The organism is Segatella copri (assembly GCF_002224675.1).
Taxonomy (GTDB): domain Bacteria; phylum Bacteroidota; class Bacteroidia; order Bacteroidales; family Bacteroidaceae; genus Prevotella; species Prevotella copri_U.
The window spans coordinates 33,194-53,540 of the sequence record NZ_NMPZ01000010.1; the positions used below are offsets into that span (position 1 = coordinate 33,194).

The 20,347-nt window shown below is 49.5% G+C and carries 19 protein-coding genes; 6 read left to right on the forward strand and 13 right to left on the reverse strand.

The annotated features are described in order from the left end of the window. The first annotated feature begins 109 nt into the window (after positions 1 to 109). Positions 110 to 4,180, forward strand: a complete 4,071-nt coding sequence (locus CFT61_RS07690) for a hybrid sensor histidine kinase/response regulator transcription factor (protein WP_089543879.1) — start codon at positions 110 to 112, stop codon at positions 4,178 to 4,180. Between the two features lie 203 nt (positions 4,181 to 4,383). Then, positions 4,384 to 6,054, forward strand: coding sequence for a glycoside hydrolase family 43 protein (locus CFT61_RS07695; protein WP_089543880.1), 1,671 nt, complete (start codon positions 4,384 to 4,386; stop codon positions 6,052 to 6,054). 110 nt (positions 6,055 to 6,164) lie between these two features. On the opposite strand, the gene CFT61_RS07700 is transcribed toward CFT61_RS07695, so the two are convergent. Together CFT61_RS07700 and CFT61_RS07705 are read right to left on the reverse strand one after the other, a co-directional pair. Beyond that, positions 6,165 to 7,079, reverse strand: a complete 915-nt coding sequence (locus CFT61_RS07700) for a bifunctional metallophosphatase/5'-nucleotidase (RefSeq protein WP_089543881.1) — start codon at positions 7,077 to 7,079, stop codon at positions 6,165 to 6,167. Positions 7,080 to 7,147: 68 nt separating this feature from the next. After that, on the reverse strand, positions 7,148 to 7,924 hold the full coding sequence (locus CFT61_RS07705; RefSeq protein WP_176425541.1) for a 5'-nucleotidase C-terminal domain-containing protein: 777 nt from the start codon (positions 7,922 to 7,924) through the stop codon (positions 7,148 to 7,150). Between the two features lie 223 nt (positions 7,925 to 8,147). On the opposite strand from CFT61_RS07705, the gene rplS reads away from it, so the two are divergent. Then, positions 8,148 to 8,558, forward strand: a complete 411-nt coding sequence (gene rplS, locus CFT61_RS07715; RefSeq protein ID WP_089543883.1) for a 50S ribosomal protein L19 — start codon at positions 8,148 to 8,150, stop codon at positions 8,556 to 8,558. Positions 8,559 to 8,637: 79 nt separating this feature from the next. Here rplS and CFT61_RS07720 read toward each other — a convergent pair whose 3' ends face one another. After that, positions 8,638 to 8,892, reverse strand: coding sequence for a hypothetical protein (locus CFT61_RS07720; protein WP_089543884.1), 255 nt, complete (start codon positions 8,890 to 8,892; stop codon positions 8,638 to 8,640). A 204-nt stretch (positions 8,893 to 9,096) separates the two neighbouring features. On the opposite strand from CFT61_RS07720, the gene CFT61_RS07725 reads away from it, so the two are divergent. Further along, positions 9,097 to 10,281, forward strand: coding sequence for a phosphoribosylaminoimidazolecarboxamide formyltransferase (locus tag CFT61_RS07725; protein WP_089543885.1), 1,185 nt, complete (start codon positions 9,097 to 9,099; stop codon positions 10,279 to 10,281). Between the two features lie 21 nt (positions 10,282 to 10,302). Continuing rightward, positions 10,303 to 10,503: a hypothetical protein gene (locus CFT61_RS07730; RefSeq protein WP_006848784.1), complete on the forward strand. Its 201-nt coding sequence runs from the start codon at positions 10,303 to 10,305 to the stop codon at positions 10,501 to 10,503. Between the two features lie 81 nt (positions 10,504 to 10,584). Here CFT61_RS07730 and CFT61_RS07735 read toward each other — a convergent pair whose 3' ends face one another. From CFT61_RS07735 to hpt, 9 genes are all read right to left on the reverse strand, one after another. Next, positions 10,585 to 11,607: a caspase family protein gene (locus tag CFT61_RS07735; RefSeq protein WP_089543886.1), complete on the reverse strand. Its 1,023-nt coding sequence runs from the start codon at positions 11,605 to 11,607 to the stop codon at positions 10,585 to 10,587. A gap of 101 nt (positions 11,608 to 11,708) precedes the next feature. After that, positions 11,709 to 12,431: a DUF4468 domain-containing protein gene (locus CFT61_RS07740; protein WP_089543887.1), complete on the reverse strand. Its 723-nt coding sequence runs from the start codon at positions 12,429 to 12,431 to the stop codon at positions 11,709 to 11,711. A gap of 168 nt (positions 12,432 to 12,599) precedes the next feature. Further along, a complete protein-coding gene (locus CFT61_RS07745) occupies positions 12,600 to 13,823 on the reverse strand; it encodes a peptidoglycan DD-metalloendopeptidase family protein (protein ID WP_176425542.1) in 1,224 nt (407 codons plus the stop codon). 116 nt (positions 13,824 to 13,939) lie between these two features. Beyond that, on the reverse strand, positions 13,940 to 14,779 hold the full coding sequence (gene pgeF / locus CFT61_RS07750) for a peptidoglycan editing factor PgeF (RefSeq protein WP_089543889.1): 840 nt from the start codon (positions 14,777 to 14,779) through the stop codon (positions 13,940 to 13,942). Continuing rightward, entirely contained in the window at positions 14,772 to 15,932 is a 1,161-nt protein-coding gene (obgE, locus tag CFT61_RS07755) for a GTPase ObgE (RefSeq protein WP_089543890.1), read from the reverse strand. Before obgE ends, pgeF begins: the two co-directional genes overlap by 8 nt. Positions 15,933 to 16,002: 70 nt before the next feature. Then, on the reverse strand, positions 16,003 to 16,575 hold the full coding sequence (locus tag CFT61_RS07760; protein ID WP_089543891.1) for an adenylate kinase: 573 nt from the start codon (positions 16,573 to 16,575) through the stop codon (positions 16,003 to 16,005). A 44-nt stretch (positions 16,576 to 16,619) separates the two neighbouring features. Next, the gene (locus CFT61_RS16940; RefSeq protein ID WP_176425543.1) at positions 16,620 to 16,778 is read right to left on the reverse strand and encodes a hypothetical protein; all 159 of its coding nucleotides are present in this window, start codon (positions 16,776 to 16,778) and stop codon (positions 16,620 to 16,622) included. Then, positions 16,778 to 16,978 carry a DUF6722 family protein gene (locus CFT61_RS17415; RefSeq protein ID WP_089543892.1) on the reverse strand — a complete coding sequence of 67 codons (201 nt, stop codon included), beginning with the start codon at positions 16,976 to 16,978 and terminating at the stop codon, positions 16,778 to 16,780. The genes CFT61_RS16940 and CFT61_RS17415 overlap by 1 nt, the downstream gene beginning before the upstream one ends. A gap of 10 nt (positions 16,979 to 16,988) precedes the next feature. Then, positions 16,989 to 17,528: a hypoxanthine phosphoribosyltransferase gene (gene hpt, locus CFT61_RS07770; protein WP_089543893.1), complete on the reverse strand. Its 540-nt coding sequence runs from the start codon at positions 17,526 to 17,528 to the stop codon at positions 16,989 to 16,991. A 126-nt stretch (positions 17,529 to 17,654) separates the two neighbouring features. Here hpt and CFT61_RS07775 point away from each other — a divergent pair, with 126 nt between their 5' ends. Further along, positions 17,655 to 19,172, forward strand: a complete 1,518-nt coding sequence (locus tag CFT61_RS07775; protein WP_089543894.1) for an NAD(P)H-hydrate dehydratase — start codon at positions 17,655 to 17,657, stop codon at positions 19,170 to 19,172. Positions 19,173 to 19,253: 81 nt separating this feature from the next. On the opposite strand, the gene CFT61_RS07780 is transcribed toward CFT61_RS07775, so the two are convergent. After that, the gene (locus CFT61_RS07780) at positions 19,254 to 20,066 is read right to left on the reverse strand and encodes a LuxR C-terminal-related transcriptional regulator (protein ID WP_089543895.1); all 813 of its coding nucleotides are present in this window, start codon (positions 20,064 to 20,066) and stop codon (positions 19,254 to 19,256) included. Positions 20,067 to 20,347: the final 281 nt, after the last annotated feature.

A 20,347-nucleotide genomic window follows, 5' to 3' on the forward strand; every position in this document is an offset into this window, starting at 1 on the left:
CATATTATTTGTTTCCTGTAATCAAAAAAAGAAAGAATTATTGGGATATTCCAACTAAAAATTGTACTTTTGCAAGCAGAAAATAACAGTATAAATACAAACAAGAAACATGAAAACTATAAGCCAATTAATCATCACGATGATGATTTGCCTCTTCTCCATCCAGGCATGGGCACAGAGCGGCAAACTCTTCAACACGGACAATCAGCTCTCGAGCAACCTCGCCACGCAGGTGTTCCAGGACAAGAGCGGATTCATCTGGATAGCCACCCGCAACGGTTTGAACAACTATGATGGTTACCACATCAACGTAATAAAGAAGGATATGTCAAATTTTTTAGGTCTCAACAGCAACTACATCATTAGCCTTGCTCAAGACGAGAAGGAACATATCCTGCTAGGTACCAACAACTCTCTATTGGAATTTACGGGAAGCGAATTCCTAAAAATCCCTATGCTCGATTCCAAAGGCGAAGAACTCGCCACCTACGTAAAGCAGGTATATCCCCTAAAGAATAAAGACGTAGCCGTGGCTACATCCGGTTATGGCATCATGATTAAGAAGAAAGATGCCCAGGAATGCCATGCCATGAAGGGAGAGGTGGAAAAACTGAAATATATCCACAAACTCCTGGAAGATAAACGGGGCAGACTCTGGATCATCACCGAAGACGGAAAACTCTACCGCAAGGAAACAAACGGTAGAGTCACCTCCCACTTTGCCGGTACCGAAGGCGTGGACGCACAGGATATCCAGCAGGACGCCCTGGGCAACATCTATCTCGCCAGCAAGAACCAGGGCGTACATCTGCTCAGGGCAGGAAGCAACGTCTTTACCCGAATCAGCTGCATCGGAAACCTGCCCATCGACAACATCTATATCAGCCGCAACAACAAGCTCTATATCGGCTGCGACGGACTGGGCATCTATGTATATGACCCTCAGACCGGATTCCTGCAGGATAACCCTCTCTTCAGCCGACTGGTGAACCTGGCCAAGAGCAAGGTAACCAGCATCATAGAAGACTATCAGGGCAACATCTGGGTGAGCATGCTGCAGAAAGGTGTGTTCATGCAGAGCAACATACAGAACGACTTCAACTATATGGGCTTCCGCCTGGGCAACCGCAACGTGATTGGCGAAAACTGCGTTACCAGCCTCTGCATCAACCAGGGCAACCAGGTGTGGGTGGGTACCGACAAGGATGGCCTATACCTATTTAATATAGCAACCCGCAGCGTAGAGGGGCATTTCCTGAACCAGAACACCGTGCTCACCCTCTGTAAGGACCAGCAGGGCAGAACTTGGGTGGGAACCTATACCGACGGTCTGGGCTATATGGATGCAGCCGGAAGCTTCCACCCTGTTGATTTGGGCATCAGCAAGTCGGTGGGCATCTTAGATATCAAGCAAGACCCACAGGGCAACATCTGGATAGCCACCATGGGCAAAGGTCTCTTCTGCCTGCAGAAAGACGGAAGCCGAAGAAACTACAAGGCTAAATATGGTGCAGATAACAACCTCAAGGTCAACAGCCTGCCCAACGATTACCTCATCAAGATGGCCTTATCAAAGGATGGCAACCACGTGTATATAGCCACCTCTGTGGGACTGGCGTGCCTCGACCGCAAGCGAAACAGCTGGGTTTCCACCTTCAAGGGCGTCAACTGCCTGAACAAGAACAGTTTTTCGCACTGCGTGTTTGTAGATAGCAAAGACCACGTATGGTATGGCACCGAGGATGGAGCCTTCTGCTTCGACTTCAGGAAAGGCATCAAGCCAAAACTGTATACCACAGCCAACGGACTCACCGACAACAGCGTGGCAAGCATTACCGAGGACTACCAGGGCAATATATGGTTAGGAACCATCAAGGGACTCAACAAACTGGCTCTCAAGAGCGGAACAATCACCAATTTCTATGCTGAAAGCGGACTGCAGAGTAACGAGTTCAGCGACGCTTCCGTATGCACCACACAGGATGGAAAAACCATCCTGATGGGCGGTTCGGGCGGACTCAACTGGTTCCAGGCAGACCAAGTAAGACAGCACCCATGGCAGGCAAAGGTAGTTATCTCGGGTTTCATCTTGAACAACAAGATGGTGACTCCGGGCATGAAGTCGGGCAGCTATACCATCACGGACAACTGGTCAACCTTTTCCCGTGATTTCCAGCTTTCTCACGAAGACAACACCTTTACCCTGCAGCTCTCTACCCTCACCTATAATGATGTGGAGCAGATAAGCTATGTGTACAGCATCAACGGCGATGCCTGGCGCACCGTGCCAGCCGGACAGAACGAACTTGCCTTCTCTCACATGGCTCCAGGCAGATACAAATACCGCATCAAGGCCATCTGCAACGGCTACGAAACACCGGTGAAGGAGTTCACCATCATCGTTCACCCAGCTTGGTATGCCAGCATCTGGGCAAAGCTCTTCTATCTGCTGCTCCTCATAGCAGCCATCATGCTCTACCTGCGCCACCGCAAGCGCCAGATGGAAGACCAGCTCATCCTGCAGCAGCACATCCACGCCGAAGAGATGGGCGAGGCGAAGATCAAGTTCTTCATGAACATCAGCCACGAAATCCGTACGCCATTGACACTGATTATCACCCCATTGCTCTCCCTGATCAAGGAAGACAAGGAGCCTCATCGTCAAGGCATCTACGAGATTATCCGAAAGAACTCGGAACGTATCCTTCACCTCATCAACCAGATGATGGACCTCAGAAAGATTGACAAGGGACAGATGGTAATGCGTATGTGCAAGACCGATATGGTTTCGTTCATCAATGAAGAATACGACCTTTTCAAGCAGCAAGCCATTGCCAAGAGCATCGACTTCGAATATCAGCATGACTGCGAAGAGCTTCCAGTATGGATAGACCGCAACAACTTCGACAAGGTGATAATTAACACCCTCTCGAATGCCTTCAAGTTTACTCCTACGGCAGGCCACATCCTCCTCTCGCTCACCCACACCGACCACCATGCCTACATAAGCATCAAGGACAGTGGCATCGGTATTCCAAAAGATAAGCTGGAAACCATTTTCCAGCGCTTCTACCAGACCCCTGCCGACCCTAACGAACGCAACGTCGGTACGGGCATCGGTCTCGACCTCACCCGCTCGCTCGTAGAACTGCACTACGGCACCATCTCTGCCCGCAACAACGAGGGCGAAAAGGGAAGCAAGTTTGAGCACGGAAGCGAGTTCATCATCCGCATTCCATTGGGCAAGGATCATCTCAAACCAGAAGAGATCATCGAGGAAGAAGAGATGAAGAAAGAGCAGAATAATGAACTTGCTGAAGCAGAACAGGAAGAACAGCTGGCTGAAAACAATGACCAACCAGCCAAAACCTTGAACAATTCCGATACTACCCCAGCCTCTGCCAAGGGAGCCAAGGCAGAAATCGTGATTGTGGAAGACGAAGAGGATATTCAGGAATACCTGAAAGCACAGCTCTCCAGCGACTTCAAGATTCGCACATACCCTAACGGAAAGGTGGCGCTGAACGAGATTCTGAAGAATAAGCCAGACCTTGTCATCAGCGACATCATGATGCCGGAAATGGATGGAACCACCCTCTGCGCCAAGCTGAAATCAAACATCAACACCAACGATGAGCCTATCATCCTGCTCACTGCCAAGAGTAGAGAGGAAGACCAGCTGGAAGGATTGCAGACCGGTGCCGATGCCTACATCCTGAAGCCGTTCAACATGGACATTCTGCACCGCAACATCATCAACCTGCTCACCGTGCGCCGCACTTTGCGCAATAAGTTTACGGGCAATGAAAGCCAGAATCACCAGGTAGAGCAGATAGAAATGCAGACACCTGACAATTCCCTGATGCAACGGGTGATGGAGGTTATCAACGAAAACATCAACGATTCCGACCTGAGTGTGGACATGATAGCACAGAAGGTGGGCATCAGTCGTGTACACCTGCACCGCAAGATGAAGGAGCTGACCAATCAGACGCCACACAGCTTCATCCGCAACATCCGTCTGCAGCAGGCAGCCAAATTGCTCAAGGATGGCAAGCAAAGCATCACAGAAGTGATGTACGCTTGCGGTTTCTCCAATTCCGCAAGTTTCAGCACCATGTTCAAGAACCTCTATGGCTGTTCACCTAGAGAATACATGCAGAATGCCATGAAGAAATAAAGATGATACACAATAGAAAAAAGAATATGTAACAAAAACAAAGCTTTATGAAACTTTGAAAAAAGTCTTGGTTACATTTCACAATGAAAGATTGCAAATAAAGCCGTAACTTTGCAGCGGAAAAACCAGTATGGATTCTCATCCCTGGCTTTCCGCTGCATTTTTTTATCTTATTGTATAATCTTTAAAAATCAACTATCATAATGAAGAAATTAGCAATCTTATCGCTTTCGATGATGCTTGCTGCAGGAGCGCAGGCACAGACAGCAGACTTCGACTACTTCAAGTATGCCGGCAATGATGCCCGATTCAATGTCCAGATAGACAAGACGCATCAGTACTACAACCCAATATTGGCAGGATTCTATCCCGACCCATCTCTCTGCCGCGTAGGTGACACCTATTATCTGGTGAATTCTTCCTTCACCTTCTTCCCTGGTGTGCCTCTCTCTACCAGCAAGGATTTGGTAAACTGGACTCCTGCCGGTCATGTGCTCACCCGCCAATCGCAGGTGCCCCTGAAGGGTCAGCAAGTATCAGCCGGTATCTTCGCACCAGCCATCAGCTACAACAAGAAGAACAAGACCTTCTATATGATTACCACCAACGTGGGAGCCGGAAACTTCTTCGTCAAGTCCAAGGATCCATCCAAGGGTTGGAGCGAACCTATCTATCTGAAGAAGATTGACGGCATTGACCCTAGCTTTTTCTTCGATGACAACGGAAAGGGATATATCGTGCATAACGGTCCAGTAGTTGGTGGTGCCGACTATGAGGGTCAGCGTGCCATCCGCTGCTTCGAATTCGACGTAAAGGGCGACAGCATCAAGGGCGACTTCAAGGAGATTTTGCGTGGCGGAACCCATGTAGAGGCTCGTCCTATCTGGATTGAAGGTCCTCATCTCTTCAAGAAGGGCAAGTTCTATTATCTGATGTGTGCAGAAGGTGGTACAGGCGGTTGGCATAGCGAGGTGATTCTCCGCGCCAAGAATCCAATGGGTCCTTGGGAGGAATGCCCTAACAACCCTATCCTCACCCAACGCACAGGCTTGGATCCAAACCGCAAGGACCCCGTATCCAGTGCTGGTCATGCAGACATAGTAGAAGATGGAAAGGGTAACTGGTGGGCAGTGTTCCTGGCTTGCCGCCCTTACGAGGAAGATATGTACAACACAGGTCGCGACACCTATCTCCTGCCGGTAAAATGGAAAAACGGATGGCCAGAGATTCTCGCCAAGAACACCCCTATTTCTACGGTAGGCGAAAAGGCTGGTTTGAAGCCAGCCGGGAAGAACGAATTCTCGGGCAACTTCAGCTATGTGGATAACTTCGATGCAGCCGACAACGGCATTGGTCTGAAGGATTTGAACCCACGCTGGATGTTCCTCCGCGACTTTACAGATTGCTATAAGGTAGAAAACGGCAAATTGAAGTTCAATCTCCTGCCGGGCAATATCTACAAGCGTGAACCTATGTCAGCCATCTGGGCACGTCAGCAGCACGGAACTTTCACTGCCGAGACAGAAATCAACTTCACTCCTCGCAACGACAAGGAGATAGCAGGTTTGGCACTTCTCCAGAAGGAAGACCACAACTTTGTACTGGGCAAGACCATGAAGAAGGACAAGCTGATGATTACCCTGACCCGTGCCGAGAAGAACAACGCCACTATCGCCTCAGCTCCTATCAAGGCAGGCAAACTGAAGCTGAAGATTGAAGGTCATGATAGATATTACGATTTCTATTATGCAGAGGAAGGTGGCGACTGGCAGCTGCTCGCCAAAGGCGTTGATGCCAGCAACCTGAGCACCCAGAAGAGCGGTGGCTTCATCGGTGCCTGCATCGGACTCTATGCTTCTTCCAACAAGGAATAAGAACTTTTAAATATCAAAATAGAAAAAACTCCTTGAAGAAAGGTATAAAACAAAAAAAGGCTCCTCGCAATGAGGAGCCTTTCTTGTTTTATACCTTCCTTCGGGGAGTCTTATTTATTCTTCACAATATCCAATGTCATTTTGCCGACCCAGATGGCGCCCTTGCCATTCTGATCTACAGGCACCTGCTTGCCATCGAGATCTGTTCTGTACTTCAGCGTCTGGAAGAGGCTGTGACTGTGACCTCCCAATACCAGGTCGATATTGCGGGATGCGGCAATCACCTCGGTATCATCCGTGCCGTCTATATTCCAGCCCAGATGAGAGATGCAGATGATGACATCACACTTCTCCTTCTTCTTCAGGATCTCTGTCATCTCGTTCGCCTTCTGGATAGGATCCAGGTACTGGATGCAACCGTAGTTCTTCTCAATCACCAAGCCGGCAAGCTGCGGAGCCAGTCCGAAGACGCCAATCTTGAGTCCCTTGCGATGCAATATCACGTATGGCTTCACAATATCCGCCAGCTCAGTGCCGGTGAAATCGTAGTTGGCACAAACGATCGGGAACTTTGCCATCTTGAAGAGACGCACCATATTGTCCATGCCGTAATCAAACTCATGGTTTCCGATGGTGGCTGCATCATACTTCATCTCGTTCATTAATCCCACTTCTACATCCCCCTTGAAGAGCGAATAGTAAGGAGATCCCTGAGAGAAATCGCCACTGTCGAAGAGCAGAAGATCTGGATTCAGACTGCGCTCCTGCTTGATCATTGCCACACGGCGGAGGTAGCCTCCACGGTTTGCTATGGCTGTATCTGCGAGATTCGGATTGTAAGGAATCACGCAGGAATGGGTATCGTTGGTATGAAGCACCACGAGCTGCTTCACTACCTTTGGAGTCTTCTGCGCCTTTGCCTCCTTCTTGACCTTTGAATCCTTCAGGACTTTAGCCTGTACTGTTGCCGGCTGCAGCGTGAATGATGCCAGCGCCAGCGCTATATATAATAATGTATGTTTCATTTCTGTACTTATTTAGTTAGTCTATCTGCTTGCCGGGGATTGCAAATCCCCGGAAACCTTCGTTCCCCCTATTCTACTACGCAGCGGCCTTCTACTCTTGACTCCACTACCTTGCCCTGAGCCTTCATCTCACGGAGATAGTCCATGATGATGTAGCGCACATTGTTCTCCTTCGCCTTAGGAGCCACCACATCGGTACCGCTCTTGAAGGCAACAAGCTGGTCGTTGCCCTCGGCAAGATAATCGAGGGTGGCTATGCGATAGCTCTTGGCTGGATCGACAGGTTCGCCGTTCAGGGTTACGCCCTTCAGCTTTCCGTCGCGGGTGATAACCATTCTTACGGCATGGCTCACACCCTCGCCGCCACGGTGGGCTATCTGCTGGAAGAGTTCAAGCACCTTCTCGCCGGTAAGCGTGAGGAAACAGATCTTGTTCTCGAAAGGAGCCACCTCGCTCACATCGCCTACGTTGATATCGCCCTTGGCAAAGTCAGCACGGATGCCACCCATGTTATACACCGAGAAGACTGGCTGCTCATTAAACTGTCTGCCACCCCATACCAGGATATCGCAAAGCAGATTACTCAACTCGCTCTCAGGGCGATGGCGGGTCATATCATGAGCCACGGATCCCACTACAGGTCCCATGATACTATCCACCTTGTGCTGATAAGGGGCAATGAACTTCGCAGCCTCAGCATCCGGCTGGGCATCCCATTTCCGGTCTATCAAAATACGGGTTCTCTCCACCTTTGCCACCTTGAATTTCTGGGCAAAGGCTGGACTTGCCATCAGCATCAGAGCCATGGAGGCAAGCATCATCTGCATACTATTCTTTTTCTTCATACCTTTTACAATATTCTAATTTCGGGATGCAAAGATACAAAATAAATCGGCGAAAAAGACGAAAAAGGCGAGAAAAAAACGTTTCTTTAGTAAAGAAAACAAAAAAAGAAGGGGAAAAAGAGAAGAAACCCACTGAAAATTTGCGAGATACGAGAAAAAGTCGTAACTTTGCACCCGCTTTTCGGCGTAACCGCTGTTGTCTGGGCAGAAGTGTTGCCCGGCCATGTTGCGTTGGAACGACAAACAATTTTTAATTTTATACAAAAAAATGGATTTGATTAAAGTTGCTGAAGAAGCATTTGCAACCGGCAAGAAGTTCCCTGAGTTCAAGGCAGGTGACACTATCACAGTCGCTTACAAAATCGTCGAGGGTACTAAGGAGCGTATCCAGCTCTATCGTGGTGTAGTTATCAAGATCTCTGGTCATGGTGACAAGAAGCGTTTCACTGTTCGTAAGATGTCAGGTACTGTAGGTGTAGAGCGTATCTTCCCTATCGAGTCACCAGCTATCGATTCTATCGAGGTGAACAAGCACGGTAAGGTACGTCGCGCTAAGTTGTACTACTTGCGTAAGCTCACAGGTAAGAAGGCTCGTATCGCTGAGAAGAAGACCATCGCTAAGAGCGCTGAGTAATTTTCTTAGTTACCTATTAAAAATTAGAATCAGAAAAAGGGCATCCGATCTCACGATTGGATGCCCTTTCTGCATTTCCTTATTCTCCGGCGCTGTAATTGGTCAGCCCGTCATCGGTGCCGTGCAATGCGCCCTGCAGATCAGCCCAGCTCTGGAATCCGGCAAGCAATGCCAGACGGTTGAGTGTCTGCTGTGAAGGTTTCTCCTTTCCTTTCATTATTTCCCACACCTTGTGCAGCAACTTGTTGTTTCTATGCTTCTCTTCGTGCTGCAGGTGTTCCCTGCCTAGCTTCTTCTCCAAAGCTACAGCGAGGATTTTCAAATCATTTTTCATTGTGATTATCCTTCCTCAAATTCTCAATTCCTTTAATTTCTCAAATTTACATTTTTCATTCCTAACTGCGGGCAAAAGTACACAATATTTTTGAAACGGAGTCATGTTTGGGAGATTATTTTTGAATTTCGCACGAAAAAAATGGTTTTCTCATATTTTTTTTGTAATTTTGCAACCAAATTCTAAATACATTTCTTAATTAAGATGAAAGAATTAGCACTTAAGTACGGATGCAATCCGAATCAGAAGCCTTCTCGCATCTATATGGATGACGGAAGGGAACTGCCTATCGAAGTTATCAACGGCCGTCCTGGCTACATCAACTTCCTGGATGCTTTCAACTCTTGGCAATTGGTCAAGGAACTGAAGGCAGCTACAGGAATGCCTGCTGCCGCTAGTTTCAAACATGTTTCTCCTGCTGGTGCTGCCATCGGCTTGCCACTGAGCGACACATTGAAGAAGATTTACTTCTGCGATGACGTAGATTTTGAACTTTCTCCTTTGGCTTGCGCTTATGTTCGTGCTCGTGGTGCAGACCGCATGTGCTCTTACGGTGACTTTGTTGCCCTGAGCGATGTATGCGATGAGGCTACTGCCCTCCTCATCAAGCGTGAGGTGAGCGATGGCGTGATTGCTCCAGGCTTTACTCCTGAGGCTATCAAGGTGTTGAAGGAGAAGCGCAAGGGTACCTACTGCGTCATCCAGATTGATCCTGACTACGTGCCAGCTCCTATCGAGCACAAGCAGGTATTCGGTGTTACCTTCGAGCAGGGACGCAACGAGGTGAAGCTCGATGATCCAGCTCTCTTCGAGGATATCCCTACCAAGAACAAGAACTTCACAGCAGAGGCTAAGCGCGACCTGATTATCTCGCTCATCACCCTGAAATATACCCAGAGTAACTCTGTATGCTACGTGAAGGATGGTCAGGCTATCGGTATCGGTGCCGGTCAGCAGAGCCGTATCCACTGTACCCGTCTGGCTGGTTCCAAGGCTGATGAGTGGTGGTTGCGCCAGTGTCCTAAGGTGATGAACCTGCCTTTCAAGGAGAAGATTCGCCGTGCCGACCGCGACAATACCATCAATGTCTATATCTCTGATGAGTGGGAAGATGTATTGCAGGATGGCGTATGGGAGCAGTTCTTCACTGAGAAACCTGAGCCACTGACCCGCGAGGAGAAGAAGGCTTGGATTGCCCAGAACAAGGGTGTATCTTTAGGTAGCGATGCTTTCTTCCCATTCGGCGACAACATTGAGCGTGCTCACAAGAGTGGTGTAGAATACATAGCAGAAGCAGGCGGTAGCATCCGTGACGATAATGTTATCGATACATGCGATAAGTACGGCATCGCCATGGCGTTTACTCACGTTCGCCTCTTCCATCATTAATTTATATAATATAAAAGGTATATGAGCGATATTGACGATATTATCATGGGTGGCATGGTTTTCAAGGGCGGCGGCGGTCCGAAGAAGGACGACGACGACAAGGTGAAGACCAAGGCCAAGAAGAAGAAGTACATTACGGGTGCTCACGGAAGCGGCTCTGCCCGTCAGAAGGCAAAGTATCGCCAACAGAGAGCCAACCGTAAATCGCAGAAGAAGAAGTAATTCTTTTCTCCAGAGAATAAAAAATAAATCCCCATCGACAGGAGCAGTCCAGTCAATGGGGATTTTTTCGTATTTTAGACATCAGTCTTCATTGAGCCTGATGCCCTGCCAGGTGGAAACCAGGTCGCCCGATACGGCTATGGTTGGCGTCTGACTCTTCACATTCACCACTACCGACTTCTGCGCCACATTCGTCTTCACATAGTCGAAGAGATCGCCATAGGTAACCTTGCCCTTACTCTCCTGCAGTTTCTTCAGGAGAAAATAGGTAAAGAGTCCGTGCTTCTTCTCCTTGTAGGGATAAGCCGTCTCGCTACCCTGGGCAGCCGTCATCACGAGCATGTTGCCCTTCGGAGCCTCAGCCTTCGCCTTGAGTGCCACGCCTCTGGCAGAAGCCAGCATACCCTCGCCTCGTTTGCTGCCACTGAAGCAGGCATCCATCAGCACCGTTACGCAGGCTGCGTTCAGACCGTTGAGTTCAGCATACAGCCTGCTCATACTGTAACCCGTTGCCGGAATATTGCTCTTGCCATCTACGGGCAGGAGATAGGAGGTGCCGTTACTCTCATCGGGCATTCCATGTCCGGCATAATAGAAGATGAATCTCGCCTCAGCTCCATAAGCCTTGGCGATGTTCTGCATCCAGTTGATTTCCGCCAGCATATTGTTGAGGGTGGCATCCTTGCGGATATGCAGGTTGCTTTCCGGAATGCCGAGCAGATTGATGCAGTATTCCCTGAAAGCCATACCGTCGTTGAGGGCAAACTCCACGTTCACTTCCTCCTGGTAATTCTCGTTGGCGATGATTACGGCAAAGGTCTTCTCCTGCTTCACCTTCGAAACGGGAATGTTCAGATCCACGTCCGATTTCAGATAGCTTGCCAGCGTGTTCACGCCTTCAGCGGCTCCCGCTGCCTTCGCCGTCTTCCGGGTAGCAACAGACTGATGTTCATCCCTTACAAATTCCTGGGCACAGGTGGAGTCGGTTCTCATTACCTTCACCAGTCCTTTCTTGCCCACAGAGATTCTCTGAGAGTGGACAGGTAGCGAGAACCAACATCCTGCTGCCATCATCACCATCATCATGATATTCTTCCATTTCATACACTAGCGGTTTTGATGTTTACACCTTTTATATATATAGAGTTTGATAGATTTCCTTTAACTTCCCTCTAACTTTCCTTAACTTCCCTCTAACTCCCCATTTACCAGTCGTCCGAGAATCCGTCAGAAGAATCAGCAAGAAGCGCCTCTTTCAGAATGTCGATAATGGAGTTCTGGAAAGCCGAAGCCATCACGAAAGCCTTGCTCGACGCCAGCTTGTGTTTGTCCTTTTCTACATAAGGATAGCAGGAACTGATGTTCCACACCTCATCCTTGCTCACCACCTCGTCATCATCCGCCTCACCGGTAGCAGCCGCGGCGAGCACACTGGCGATGGCACTTGTCCATCCGCCGCCCGATTTTACGGTCACTTCGTAGCTGTCCATATAGACGCTCACCCTTGCCTTCTCCTCCTTCACGTCCACACGGATATACGGCATCATATCCACCTGATAATGGTTGACTCCGGCATTCTGTCGGGCGATGTTCTCGATATAAGCCTGGGTGATGATCAGTCCCTGTTCGGCATTCTGCTCTCGGATCACGCCGTGGGTATCCTTACTTTTGAATGCGCGGTTGAACCATTCGATGGCTTTCTTGAAGATTTCTGCCTTCGACTGACCAGCGCAGGCGATGACCTCCTGATAGTTCAGGCGGTTCTTGTTGTCCAGGGCTACTTCCTTGCTCAGGTTTCCTGCAGCCTCTGTCCAGTTATCGCCATACTTGTCCTTGGCGTATCTCTCGATCTGTTCGGCTGTAAAGACCTGTGCACTTGCCGTAAGGGCAAGCACGCAGAGAACGAGTGCTATAAGATATTTCTTCATATTATCATTTATATTTTAAGTGATGCTGCAAAGATAGCATTTTTTAAAATACAAACCCGTTCAGATGATAAAAACCCATGGTGCAATTCGTAAAAACTTGCAGTTACCGGCTTTTAATCATCCAAACGGGTGGATTTTTTCGATTAACAGGAGTAATTTTCGCTATTTCTAGTTCTTCACGCTCTTTACGCCCTTGCCCTTGGTAAGATGCAGGGTGGCAGCCTTGAGCTTGTGATTGCTGTGGTCGAAGATGATGGCTGGATCCAGGCGCTTGCCGCCGAAAGACACCTCGAAATGGAGATGCTCTGTGGTGGCCCTGCCAGTGCGGCCCGTAAGACCGATTACCTGACCTGCCTTCACCTTATCACCCTTCTTCACCATATTCTTACTCTGATGGCTATAGAGCGTTTCCAAGCCGTAGGCATGCTTGATGCGGATGCAGTTGCCATAACCGTAGTAAGGTCCCGAGGCAACCACCACACCATCGAAGGCGGCATAAATCTCGTCGTTAGGCTTGGTCTTCAAATCCACACCCGAGTGACGGCGGGCACCTCCGTATGGACTGATGACACGGGCATCAGGCAATGGATATGCCCATGCCTTCTCCTCTATCTTCTCCAAATCGAGACGGAAGGTGTTGGTGATGGTAAACGGGTCGTACACCTCGTCAGGGTCGAGAGTCATGGCATGATCGCCACGGCTGCTTCCCGATTTCTTATTTGTTTCCTTATTGTTTCTATCATTCTTATCGTTCTTGGAAACGGAGGAGTCCTTGCCACCAATCACCTTGATGCCGATGCGGTTGCCCTCCTTGCGGAACTGCACGGTCTGTCGGCGGAGCTTATGGCTCTTCAGTTCGATGATGGTTTCCGGGTTGATGCGCGCACCGTTCACCATGATGGAGAAATCGCAATAGGTCTCTCCCTCTCGGGTGCCCACGATGGCGATGGTCTGTCCGGCATCTATCGACTGTCCCACCTTCACCAGGTTCTCGGCATTGTTGGCATACACGGTTTCCAGACCGTTGTCATGGCGGATCACGATCACGTTGCCCATCGACTCGGTCTTGCGCGAGAGACGCACATAACCATCAAACATCGCCTTCACTGCATCGCCCTTGGCAGTAGAGATGCGCATCACGCTGTTGCCATTGATAAGGCTAGCCTTGCCCACAGGAAGCGGGAATGAATATTCCTTGGCACGGAATATCTCAAAGTCAACATTGAAGGCTTGACTCTGGGCAAAGAGACCTGGCGTTGCGATGCTCACCTGCTGTTGCTCGGCGGCAGTAAACTCATTCTTGGCGGGCATGAAACTGCTCAGCGAAAGCATCAGCATTCCCGAGACGGCAACCAGCCCGATTCTTCTTCTTAATCTTCTGTTTACAATCATTCTCTATTCTTTTAGATTCATTTTTTAAATTTAACCATTAAATCTTAAAACATAAAAACATCCATTTTTCCCTCTTCGTTCATAGAAAAGAGAAAAATGGATGTTATCTTGAAAACTTACTTCATCAGAATGCCGGTATAGATTCTGCCACTCTCGATGCCCAGCTTTCTTGCCGAGAAAAACTCGTCGCTATGGGCAAAGGTACAGATGCCGCAATCCTGGATATTCTCCTCAGCCACACCGCAATGCAGCAGGATCTGCTTGTTGCAGAGCGGCAGGTTGATGTGCCACTTCAGCGGCTGCACGATGTTTCCTTCTGCAGCCAGGCGCTCACGCTCGGCAATATCTACCGAGAAGGCGGCATTGGGGCGCTGCTCGGCAATCTCTTCCATCGGGAAGGCTGCCTGCTCGAAAGCCTCATACACCTCATCGCCTACCTCGAAATGCTCCAGCGAGATACCCGGACCAATCACTGCCTTCAGCTTCTTTGGCTCCGTATGATAGGCGAAAGCCATTTCCTGGATGGTCTTGTGGACGATGCGTGCCAGCGTGCCTCGCCATCCGGCATGGATGGCTGCCACGGCATGGTGCTCCTCGTCATAGAGCAGGATTGGGATGCAGTCGGCGGTGGAAACACCTATGCATACGCCCTTCTCATTGGTCATCACGGCATCTACGCCCTCGAGAATCATCTTGCGGATGTTCTCAGGCATTGAGAAATAATCTCCTGCCACCTGACGGACCTCTACTCCATGCACCTGATGCGGCAGGATGATATGGTCGATGCTTATGCCCAGCTCATCCGCCAGCTTCCTGCGGTTCTCTGCCACGTGTTCGGCGCAGTCGCCGCAATAGTCATTGATATTGAATTCGCTGTAGTTGCCCTGGCTTACTCCTCCCTTTCGGGTGGTAGAGAAAGCAGTGACGCCCTCAGCGATATGATATTCCTTATTCATATTCGAAATCATCTAAGTCATCTACATCCTCGATTTCATCCTCGTCGATATACTCCACGATGTCCTCGCCCTCAGCCTCGAGTTCCTGCTGGAAGCGGCTCATATCCTTGTCACGGTGAACGAGGGTATCTTCTGAAGTAATCTCCTGCAGCTTGTTGCTCTCTGAATTCAACTCCTTCCAGAGCACATCCTTGAGTTCCTGGATGCCCTGTCCGGTAACTGATGAGATGAATACCACCGGAAGATCGGTTGGCAGAGTCTCCTTCAGCATCTCAATGAGTTCCTCGTCCAGCAGGTCACACTTGGTGATGGCGAGCACGCGATGCTTGTCGAGCATCTCTGGGTTGAAGTTCTTCAATTCGCCCAACAGCACCTCGTATTCCTTCTTGATGTCGTCGGTATCGCCTGGAACCATGAAGAGGAGCAGCGAGTTGCGCTCGATGTGTCGCAGGAATCGCAGTCCCAAGCCCTTTCCTTCGCTCGCTCCCTCGATGATACCCGGGATATCTGCCATCACGAAACTCTGATGGTCGCGGTAATCCACGATTCCCAGCGATGGCTCAAGGGTGGTAAACGGATAGTTGGCTATCTTTGGACGGGCACTGGATACGGCAGAGAGCAGGGTTGACTTTCCGGCATTAGGGAAACCCACAAGACCCACATCGGCAAGGAGCTTCAGCTCCATGATGATGGTCATCTCCTGCATCGGCTCACCTGGCTGCGCATAGCGTGGAGCCTGGTTGGTAGAGGTACGGAACTGGAAGTTGCCCAGTCCGCCGCGTCCGCCCTTCAGGAGCAGTACTTCCTGACCGTCGTAAGCCACGTCGCAGACGAACTTACCGGTTTCGGCATTATACACCACGGTACCGCAAGGTACATCGATATAGATGTCCTTACCATCAGTGCCGTGGCACTTGTCACGTCCTCCATTGCCACCATGCTCGGCGAAGAAGTGGCGCTGATACTTCAGATGCAGCAAGGTCCAGTAGTTGTGGTTGCCGCGAAGATAGATGCTTCCTCCACGTCCGCCATCGCCACCGTCAGGTCCACCATTCGGTTGGTACTTCACGTGGCGCAGGTGCATGGAGCCTTTACCACCCTTACCAGAGCGGCAGTTGATCTTTACATAATCTACGAAATTGGATTCAGCCATTGATTTTTCTTTTATTATTTAACGAATAAATCTTCCCCGCAGCCTTGCGGGGAAGATTATTATATCTTGATTACAAGTTGTCGATCACATTGCACACACGAGCGAAGATCTCATCTACTGTTCCGAGACCCTCGATGTGATGATGGATACCCTCCTTCTCATACCAGTCGATGAGAGGAGCAGTCTGTGTATGATATACGTTGAGACGCTTCTTGATAGTCTCCTCGTTGTCATCAGAACGGCCACTCAACTTACCGCGGTTGAGCAGACGAGCCATCAACTCATCCTCTGGAACGGCAAGCTCGATCATGGCAGCAATCTTGTGACCACGCTCAGAGAGCATCTTCTTCAAAGCCTCAGCCTGTGGAGTGGTACGTGGGAAACCATCGAAGATCACACCTGCGTGATCCTTACCGAAGCTGTCATATACGCTTGCGAGGATGTCGATCATCAACTCATCTGGAATCAACTGACCATTGTCGATATAACCCTTGGCAGTCTTGCCGAGCTCTGTACCATTCTTGATTTCGTTACGAAGAACGTCACCTGTTGAAATGTGACCGAGACCATACTTCTCGATCATCTTGTCGCTCTGTGTACCCTTACCAGCACCTGGAGCACCGAAAATTACGATATTTTTCATTTTTACCTTAATATATATAAATTGTTTTATGTTGTGTCAGAAACTTAATTTATACTGTTAAACCATTGCTTTCCTTTGGGAGTCATAACAAATAACAAGAATACTATAGCAGGGATTCCCACCATAGCCAAAATAATGTATGTACCCAAAAAAGGAATATCCAATAATAGGCTATTAAAAGCCATCAAACTTAAATTTGCCATTATTTCTTCTTTTTATCGTTATCTTTTTTATTCTTCCTAATATAAATACCTGCTATAAACAATATAATTGCTATTAATCCGCTGATAACATACAGCATCCAACGAACATCATTGAGATCCTGCATCATCGAAGTAACAAATACAGCAGTCAAGAAGTACTTGGAGACATCCAAGCAATAATCACTAATTTTCTCCCACATGCTTCACCCCCTATTCTTCTACAATCGTGTAGATGTCGCGGAGGTTTCTGCCTTCTTGGTCATAATCTAATCCATATCCTACGATGAAATCGTTAGGGATTTCCATTACGGCATAGTTGATGTCCAGATCCACCTTCAGATTGCCCGGCTTCACGAGGAGCGAGCAGATCTCGATGCTGGCTGGATTCTTCTTCTTCAGATCCTCGATCATGTGAGCCATGGTAAAGCCGGAATCCACGATGTCCTCCACGATCACCACGTGGCGACCGGTAAGATCCTGGTTCAGCCCCATCAGGGTCTTCATGCTGCCGGTAGAACTGGTGCCCTCGTAGGAAGCATACTTCACAAAAGAAATCTCGCTTGGTACCGTAATCATTCGCATCAGATCGGCAGCGAAGATAAACGAACCATTCAACACAGCCAGGAACACCGGAGTCTTGTCCGCATAATCCTGGTTCAATCGGTCGGCAACGACCTGTACCTTCTTCAGAATATCTGCCTCTGGAATGGAGGTCTTGAAGGTCTTATCCTTGATTTTTACTATGCCCATAGTCTTGATGATATAATATTTTCTGCAAAATTACGAAAAAATCGTGAAACTTCATCCATTCATCGACTTTTTTTAGTACTTTTGCATTAAATTAATCAGATAATCGGACATAACATACATTAATATATGAAAATATTCACTAGTGCTCAGATACATGAGCTGGATAAATACACCATTGAGCATGAGCCGATCACATCGCTCAACCTGATGGAAAGGGCGGCAAAGGCGCTCACCCGTGCCATCGAGCAGGAATGGTCTAACAGAACGCCGGTCGTGGTCTTCGCCGGTCCGGGAAACAATGGTGGTGATGCACTTGCCGTGGCACGCCTCCTCAGCGAAGACGGATATGGGGTGAGTGTATTCCTGTTCAATGTGCACAACAAGCTTTCTGCCGACTGTGCCACCAACAAGAAACGACTCATCGAGGGTAAGCGCGTCAAGCAGTTTACAGAGGTCACCGTCAACTTCGACCCTCCTCAGCTCGAAGCGGGAATGCTCGTGGTGGATGGTCTCTTCGGCAGCGGACTCAACAAGCCGCTGGCGGGCGGATTCGCTGCCATGGTGAAATACATCAACCAGAGTGCGGCAAAGATTGTGAGCATCGACCTGCCTTCCGGTCTGATGAGCGAGGACAATTCCTACAACATCAGCGCCAACATCATCCGTGCCGACCTCACCCTCACCCTGCAGCAGAAGAAGCTGTCGATGATGATGGCAGACAACCAGCAGTACCTGGGCAGAATCAAGGTACTTGATATCCGACTCTCTCCAGAGTTCATCCAGCGCACCGAGAGCCGTTGCAGCATCCTTGAGGAGAAGGACATCCGCCAGCTCCTGAAGCCTCGCGGCGACTTCGCCCACAAGGGCAGCATGGGCACGGCACTCCTCATCGCAGGCAGCTACGGCATGTCGGGCGCTTCGGTCCTTGCCACCAGAGCCTGCCTCAGAACGGGTGTGGGAAAGGTGATTACCCATACGCCTAAGAGAAACTACGAAATCATGCAGATTTCCGTGCCCGAGGCGGTACTGCAGATGGATACAGAGGAAACCATCTTCAGCGAACCGGTAGATACGGAAGATTACCACGCCATGGGCATCGGTCCGGGACTGGGAACCAGCGAGGCGACAGCCATCGCCCTGATTGCCCAGCTCAGAAGATGCACCTGTCCGGTAGTGGTGGATGCCGATGCACTCAACATCCTTGCCAGTCACCGTGCCTGGATGCAGCAGTTGCCTAAGAACCTCATCTTCACTCCACATCCTAGGGAGCTTGACCGCCTGGCTGGCATCACCAGCAGCAACTGCACCGAGCGCCTCTTCAAGGCATGCGAGCTTGCCGACCGTCTGCACGGCTACATCCTGCTGAAGGGACATTTCTCTGCCCTCTGTCATCCGGATGGTAAGGTGGAGTTCTGCTCTACGGGCAACAGCGGTATGGCTACGGCGGGCAGTGGCGATGTGCTTACAGGCATCATCACCGCTCTTCTGGCTCGCGGCTACAAGCAGGCAGATGCTGCCCGCATCGGTATGTACCTTCATGGTCTTGCCGGCGACCTCGCCATCAAGGACCTGGGCAAGGAAAGCCTTATCGCCAGCGATCTCATCGATTACCTGCCGAAGGCATTCCTCAGATTGGAAGAGTAAGATTGGAAAAGTATAAGAATGCAGAAAGGGTGTGCTCGTGTGAGCACACCCTTTCTGCATTCTTATATGCTATTATTTATACTAGGCTTCCAATGAATTTCTGGCTTCATAGAAGCGTTTTTCCAGCTCGCGTCGCAAATCGTCCTTGCGGTCCATATTCAGCTTCTTGCGGATATGGCTGCGCTGGCTGGTGATGTTCGATTCACTCTTGTTCAGTTCGATGCAGATTTCCTTCAGCATCTTACCTTCCAGCACCATCTGGCAGATCACCCTCTCACTGTTGGTGAGGTCGGCACATACCAGATCCCATGCCTTCTTGCTCAGCTCGCTGGTCTTCAACTGTTCTGCGGCACGGTCCAGGATATTCTGCTGCTGCTCCGGACTCAGTCGGCTCAGCAGGTTTACCGCCATATCCTTCTCTTCATCCTTCAGGTCGGCAAGCATGTGCAGAGCCTTCCTCTCTTCTTCCCTCATCTGCTTGGGTTGTCTGAGTTCCTTGACCATGACTGGTTCCGAATTATAGAGCCATACATAAAGAATCATCAGGAAACCTACCAGAACAGCCTTGATGCTGAAGAGCAGCACGGAGATCTGCGTATGCGAGATGGCTACCGCTACCACTGGCAGCAGAGCGACGGTAAAGCCGAGCGTGGTTCGGTGGAGCTGCTGGCTCTGGGCGGTAATGGCGAGTATAAACATGATGAAGATATTGCTCATCACGCTCAGGTTGTCCCGGTCACCCTGATAGTGCAGACAAAGCATACTGTCTATTGCCAGCTTGACGAATACGAGGATATAGAGCAGGGAGATGCCGGTCTTGAATACCACCTTGCGCTTCAACACCACATACGTCAGCACCGCCAGTGCAAGGGTATGGACTATATTATAGAACATGCCCCCCCCATGCTTTCATCATGTAAAACAAAAGGAAGTGATAGGGAATAATGAGTATCTCTATCAGAGTCAAAAGGACAAAGGCAATCACCCTTCGGCGATCCACCACTCCACAATAGTCAGGGCATAAATGATGTTCCAAGCGCAAACACCAATCCCAAAGTTTGTTCTTAGCTTTCATTTCTTGCTTTCAATTTACTTATAGTTTAAACAATCGTTGATACTTATACATCATCAAAGTCTTGCCCACTTGGGGCTCTTTGCATTCCTTTCAGAACCTC

Excerpts from the sequence above, each read along its gene's own strand:
- CFT61_RS07690 (WP_089543879.1), top strand. The coding sequence starts at position 110 with ATGAAAACTATAAGCCAATTAATCATCACGATGATGATTTGCCTCTTC.
- CFT61_RS07695 (WP_089543880.1), top strand. The coding sequence starts at position 4,384 with ATGAAGAAATTAGCAATCTTATCGCTTTCGATGATGCTTGCTGCAGGA.
- CFT61_RS07700 (WP_089543881.1), bottom strand. The coding sequence starts at position 7,079 with ATGAAACATACATTATTATATATAGCGCTGGCGCTGGCATCATTCACG.
- CFT61_RS07705 (WP_176425541.1), bottom strand. The coding sequence starts at position 7,924 with ATGAAGAAAAAGAATAGTATGCAGATGATGCTTGCCTCCATGGCTCTG.
- rplS (WP_089543883.1), top strand. The coding sequence starts at position 8,148 with ATGTTGCGTTGGAACGACAAACAATTTTTAATTTTATACAAAAAAATG.
- CFT61_RS07720 (WP_089543884.1), bottom strand. The coding sequence starts at position 8,892 with ATGAAAAATGATTTGAAAATCCTCGCTGTAGCTTTGGAGAAGAAGCTA.
- CFT61_RS07725 (WP_089543885.1), top strand. The coding sequence starts at position 9,097 with ATGAAAGAATTAGCACTTAAGTACGGATGCAATCCGAATCAGAAGCCT.
- CFT61_RS07730 (WP_006848784.1), top strand. The coding sequence starts at position 10,303 with ATGAGCGATATTGACGATATTATCATGGGTGGCATGGTTTTCAAGGGC.
- CFT61_RS07735 (WP_089543886.1), bottom strand. The coding sequence starts at position 11,607 with ATGAAATGGAAGAATATCATGATGATGGTGATGATGGCAGCAGGATGT.
- CFT61_RS07740 (WP_089543887.1), bottom strand. The coding sequence starts at position 12,431 with ATGAAGAAATATCTTATAGCACTCGTTCTCTGCGTGCTTGCCCTTACG.
- CFT61_RS07745 (WP_176425542.1), bottom strand. The coding sequence starts at position 13,823 with ATGATTGTAAACAGAAGATTAAGAAGAAGAATCGGGCTGGTTGCCGTC.
- pgeF (WP_089543889.1), bottom strand. The coding sequence starts at position 14,779 with ATGAATAAGGAATATCATATCGCTGAGGGCGTCACTGCTTTCTCTACC.
- obgE (WP_089543890.1), bottom strand. The coding sequence starts at position 15,932 with ATGGCTGAATCCAATTTCGTAGATTATGTAAAGATCAACTGCCGCTCT.
- CFT61_RS07760 (WP_089543891.1), bottom strand. The coding sequence starts at position 16,575 with ATGAAAAATATCGTAATTTTCGGTGCTCCAGGTGCTGGTAAGGGTACA.
- CFT61_RS16940 (WP_176425543.1), bottom strand. The coding sequence starts at position 16,778 with ATGGCAAATTTAAGTTTGATGGCTTTTAATAGCCTATTATTGGATATT.
- CFT61_RS17415 (WP_089543892.1), bottom strand. The coding sequence starts at position 16,978 with ATGTGGGAGAAAATTAGTGATTATTGCTTGGATGTCTCCAAGTACTTC.
- hpt (WP_089543893.1), bottom strand. The coding sequence starts at position 17,528 with ATGGGCATAGTAAAAATCAAGGATAAGACCTTCAAGACCTCCATTCCA.
- CFT61_RS07775 (WP_089543894.1), top strand. The coding sequence starts at position 17,655 with ATGAAAATATTCACTAGTGCTCAGATACATGAGCTGGATAAATACACC.
- CFT61_RS07780 (WP_089543895.1), bottom strand. The coding sequence starts at position 20,066 with ATGTTCTATAATATAGTCCATACCCTTGCACTGGCGGTGCTGACGTAT.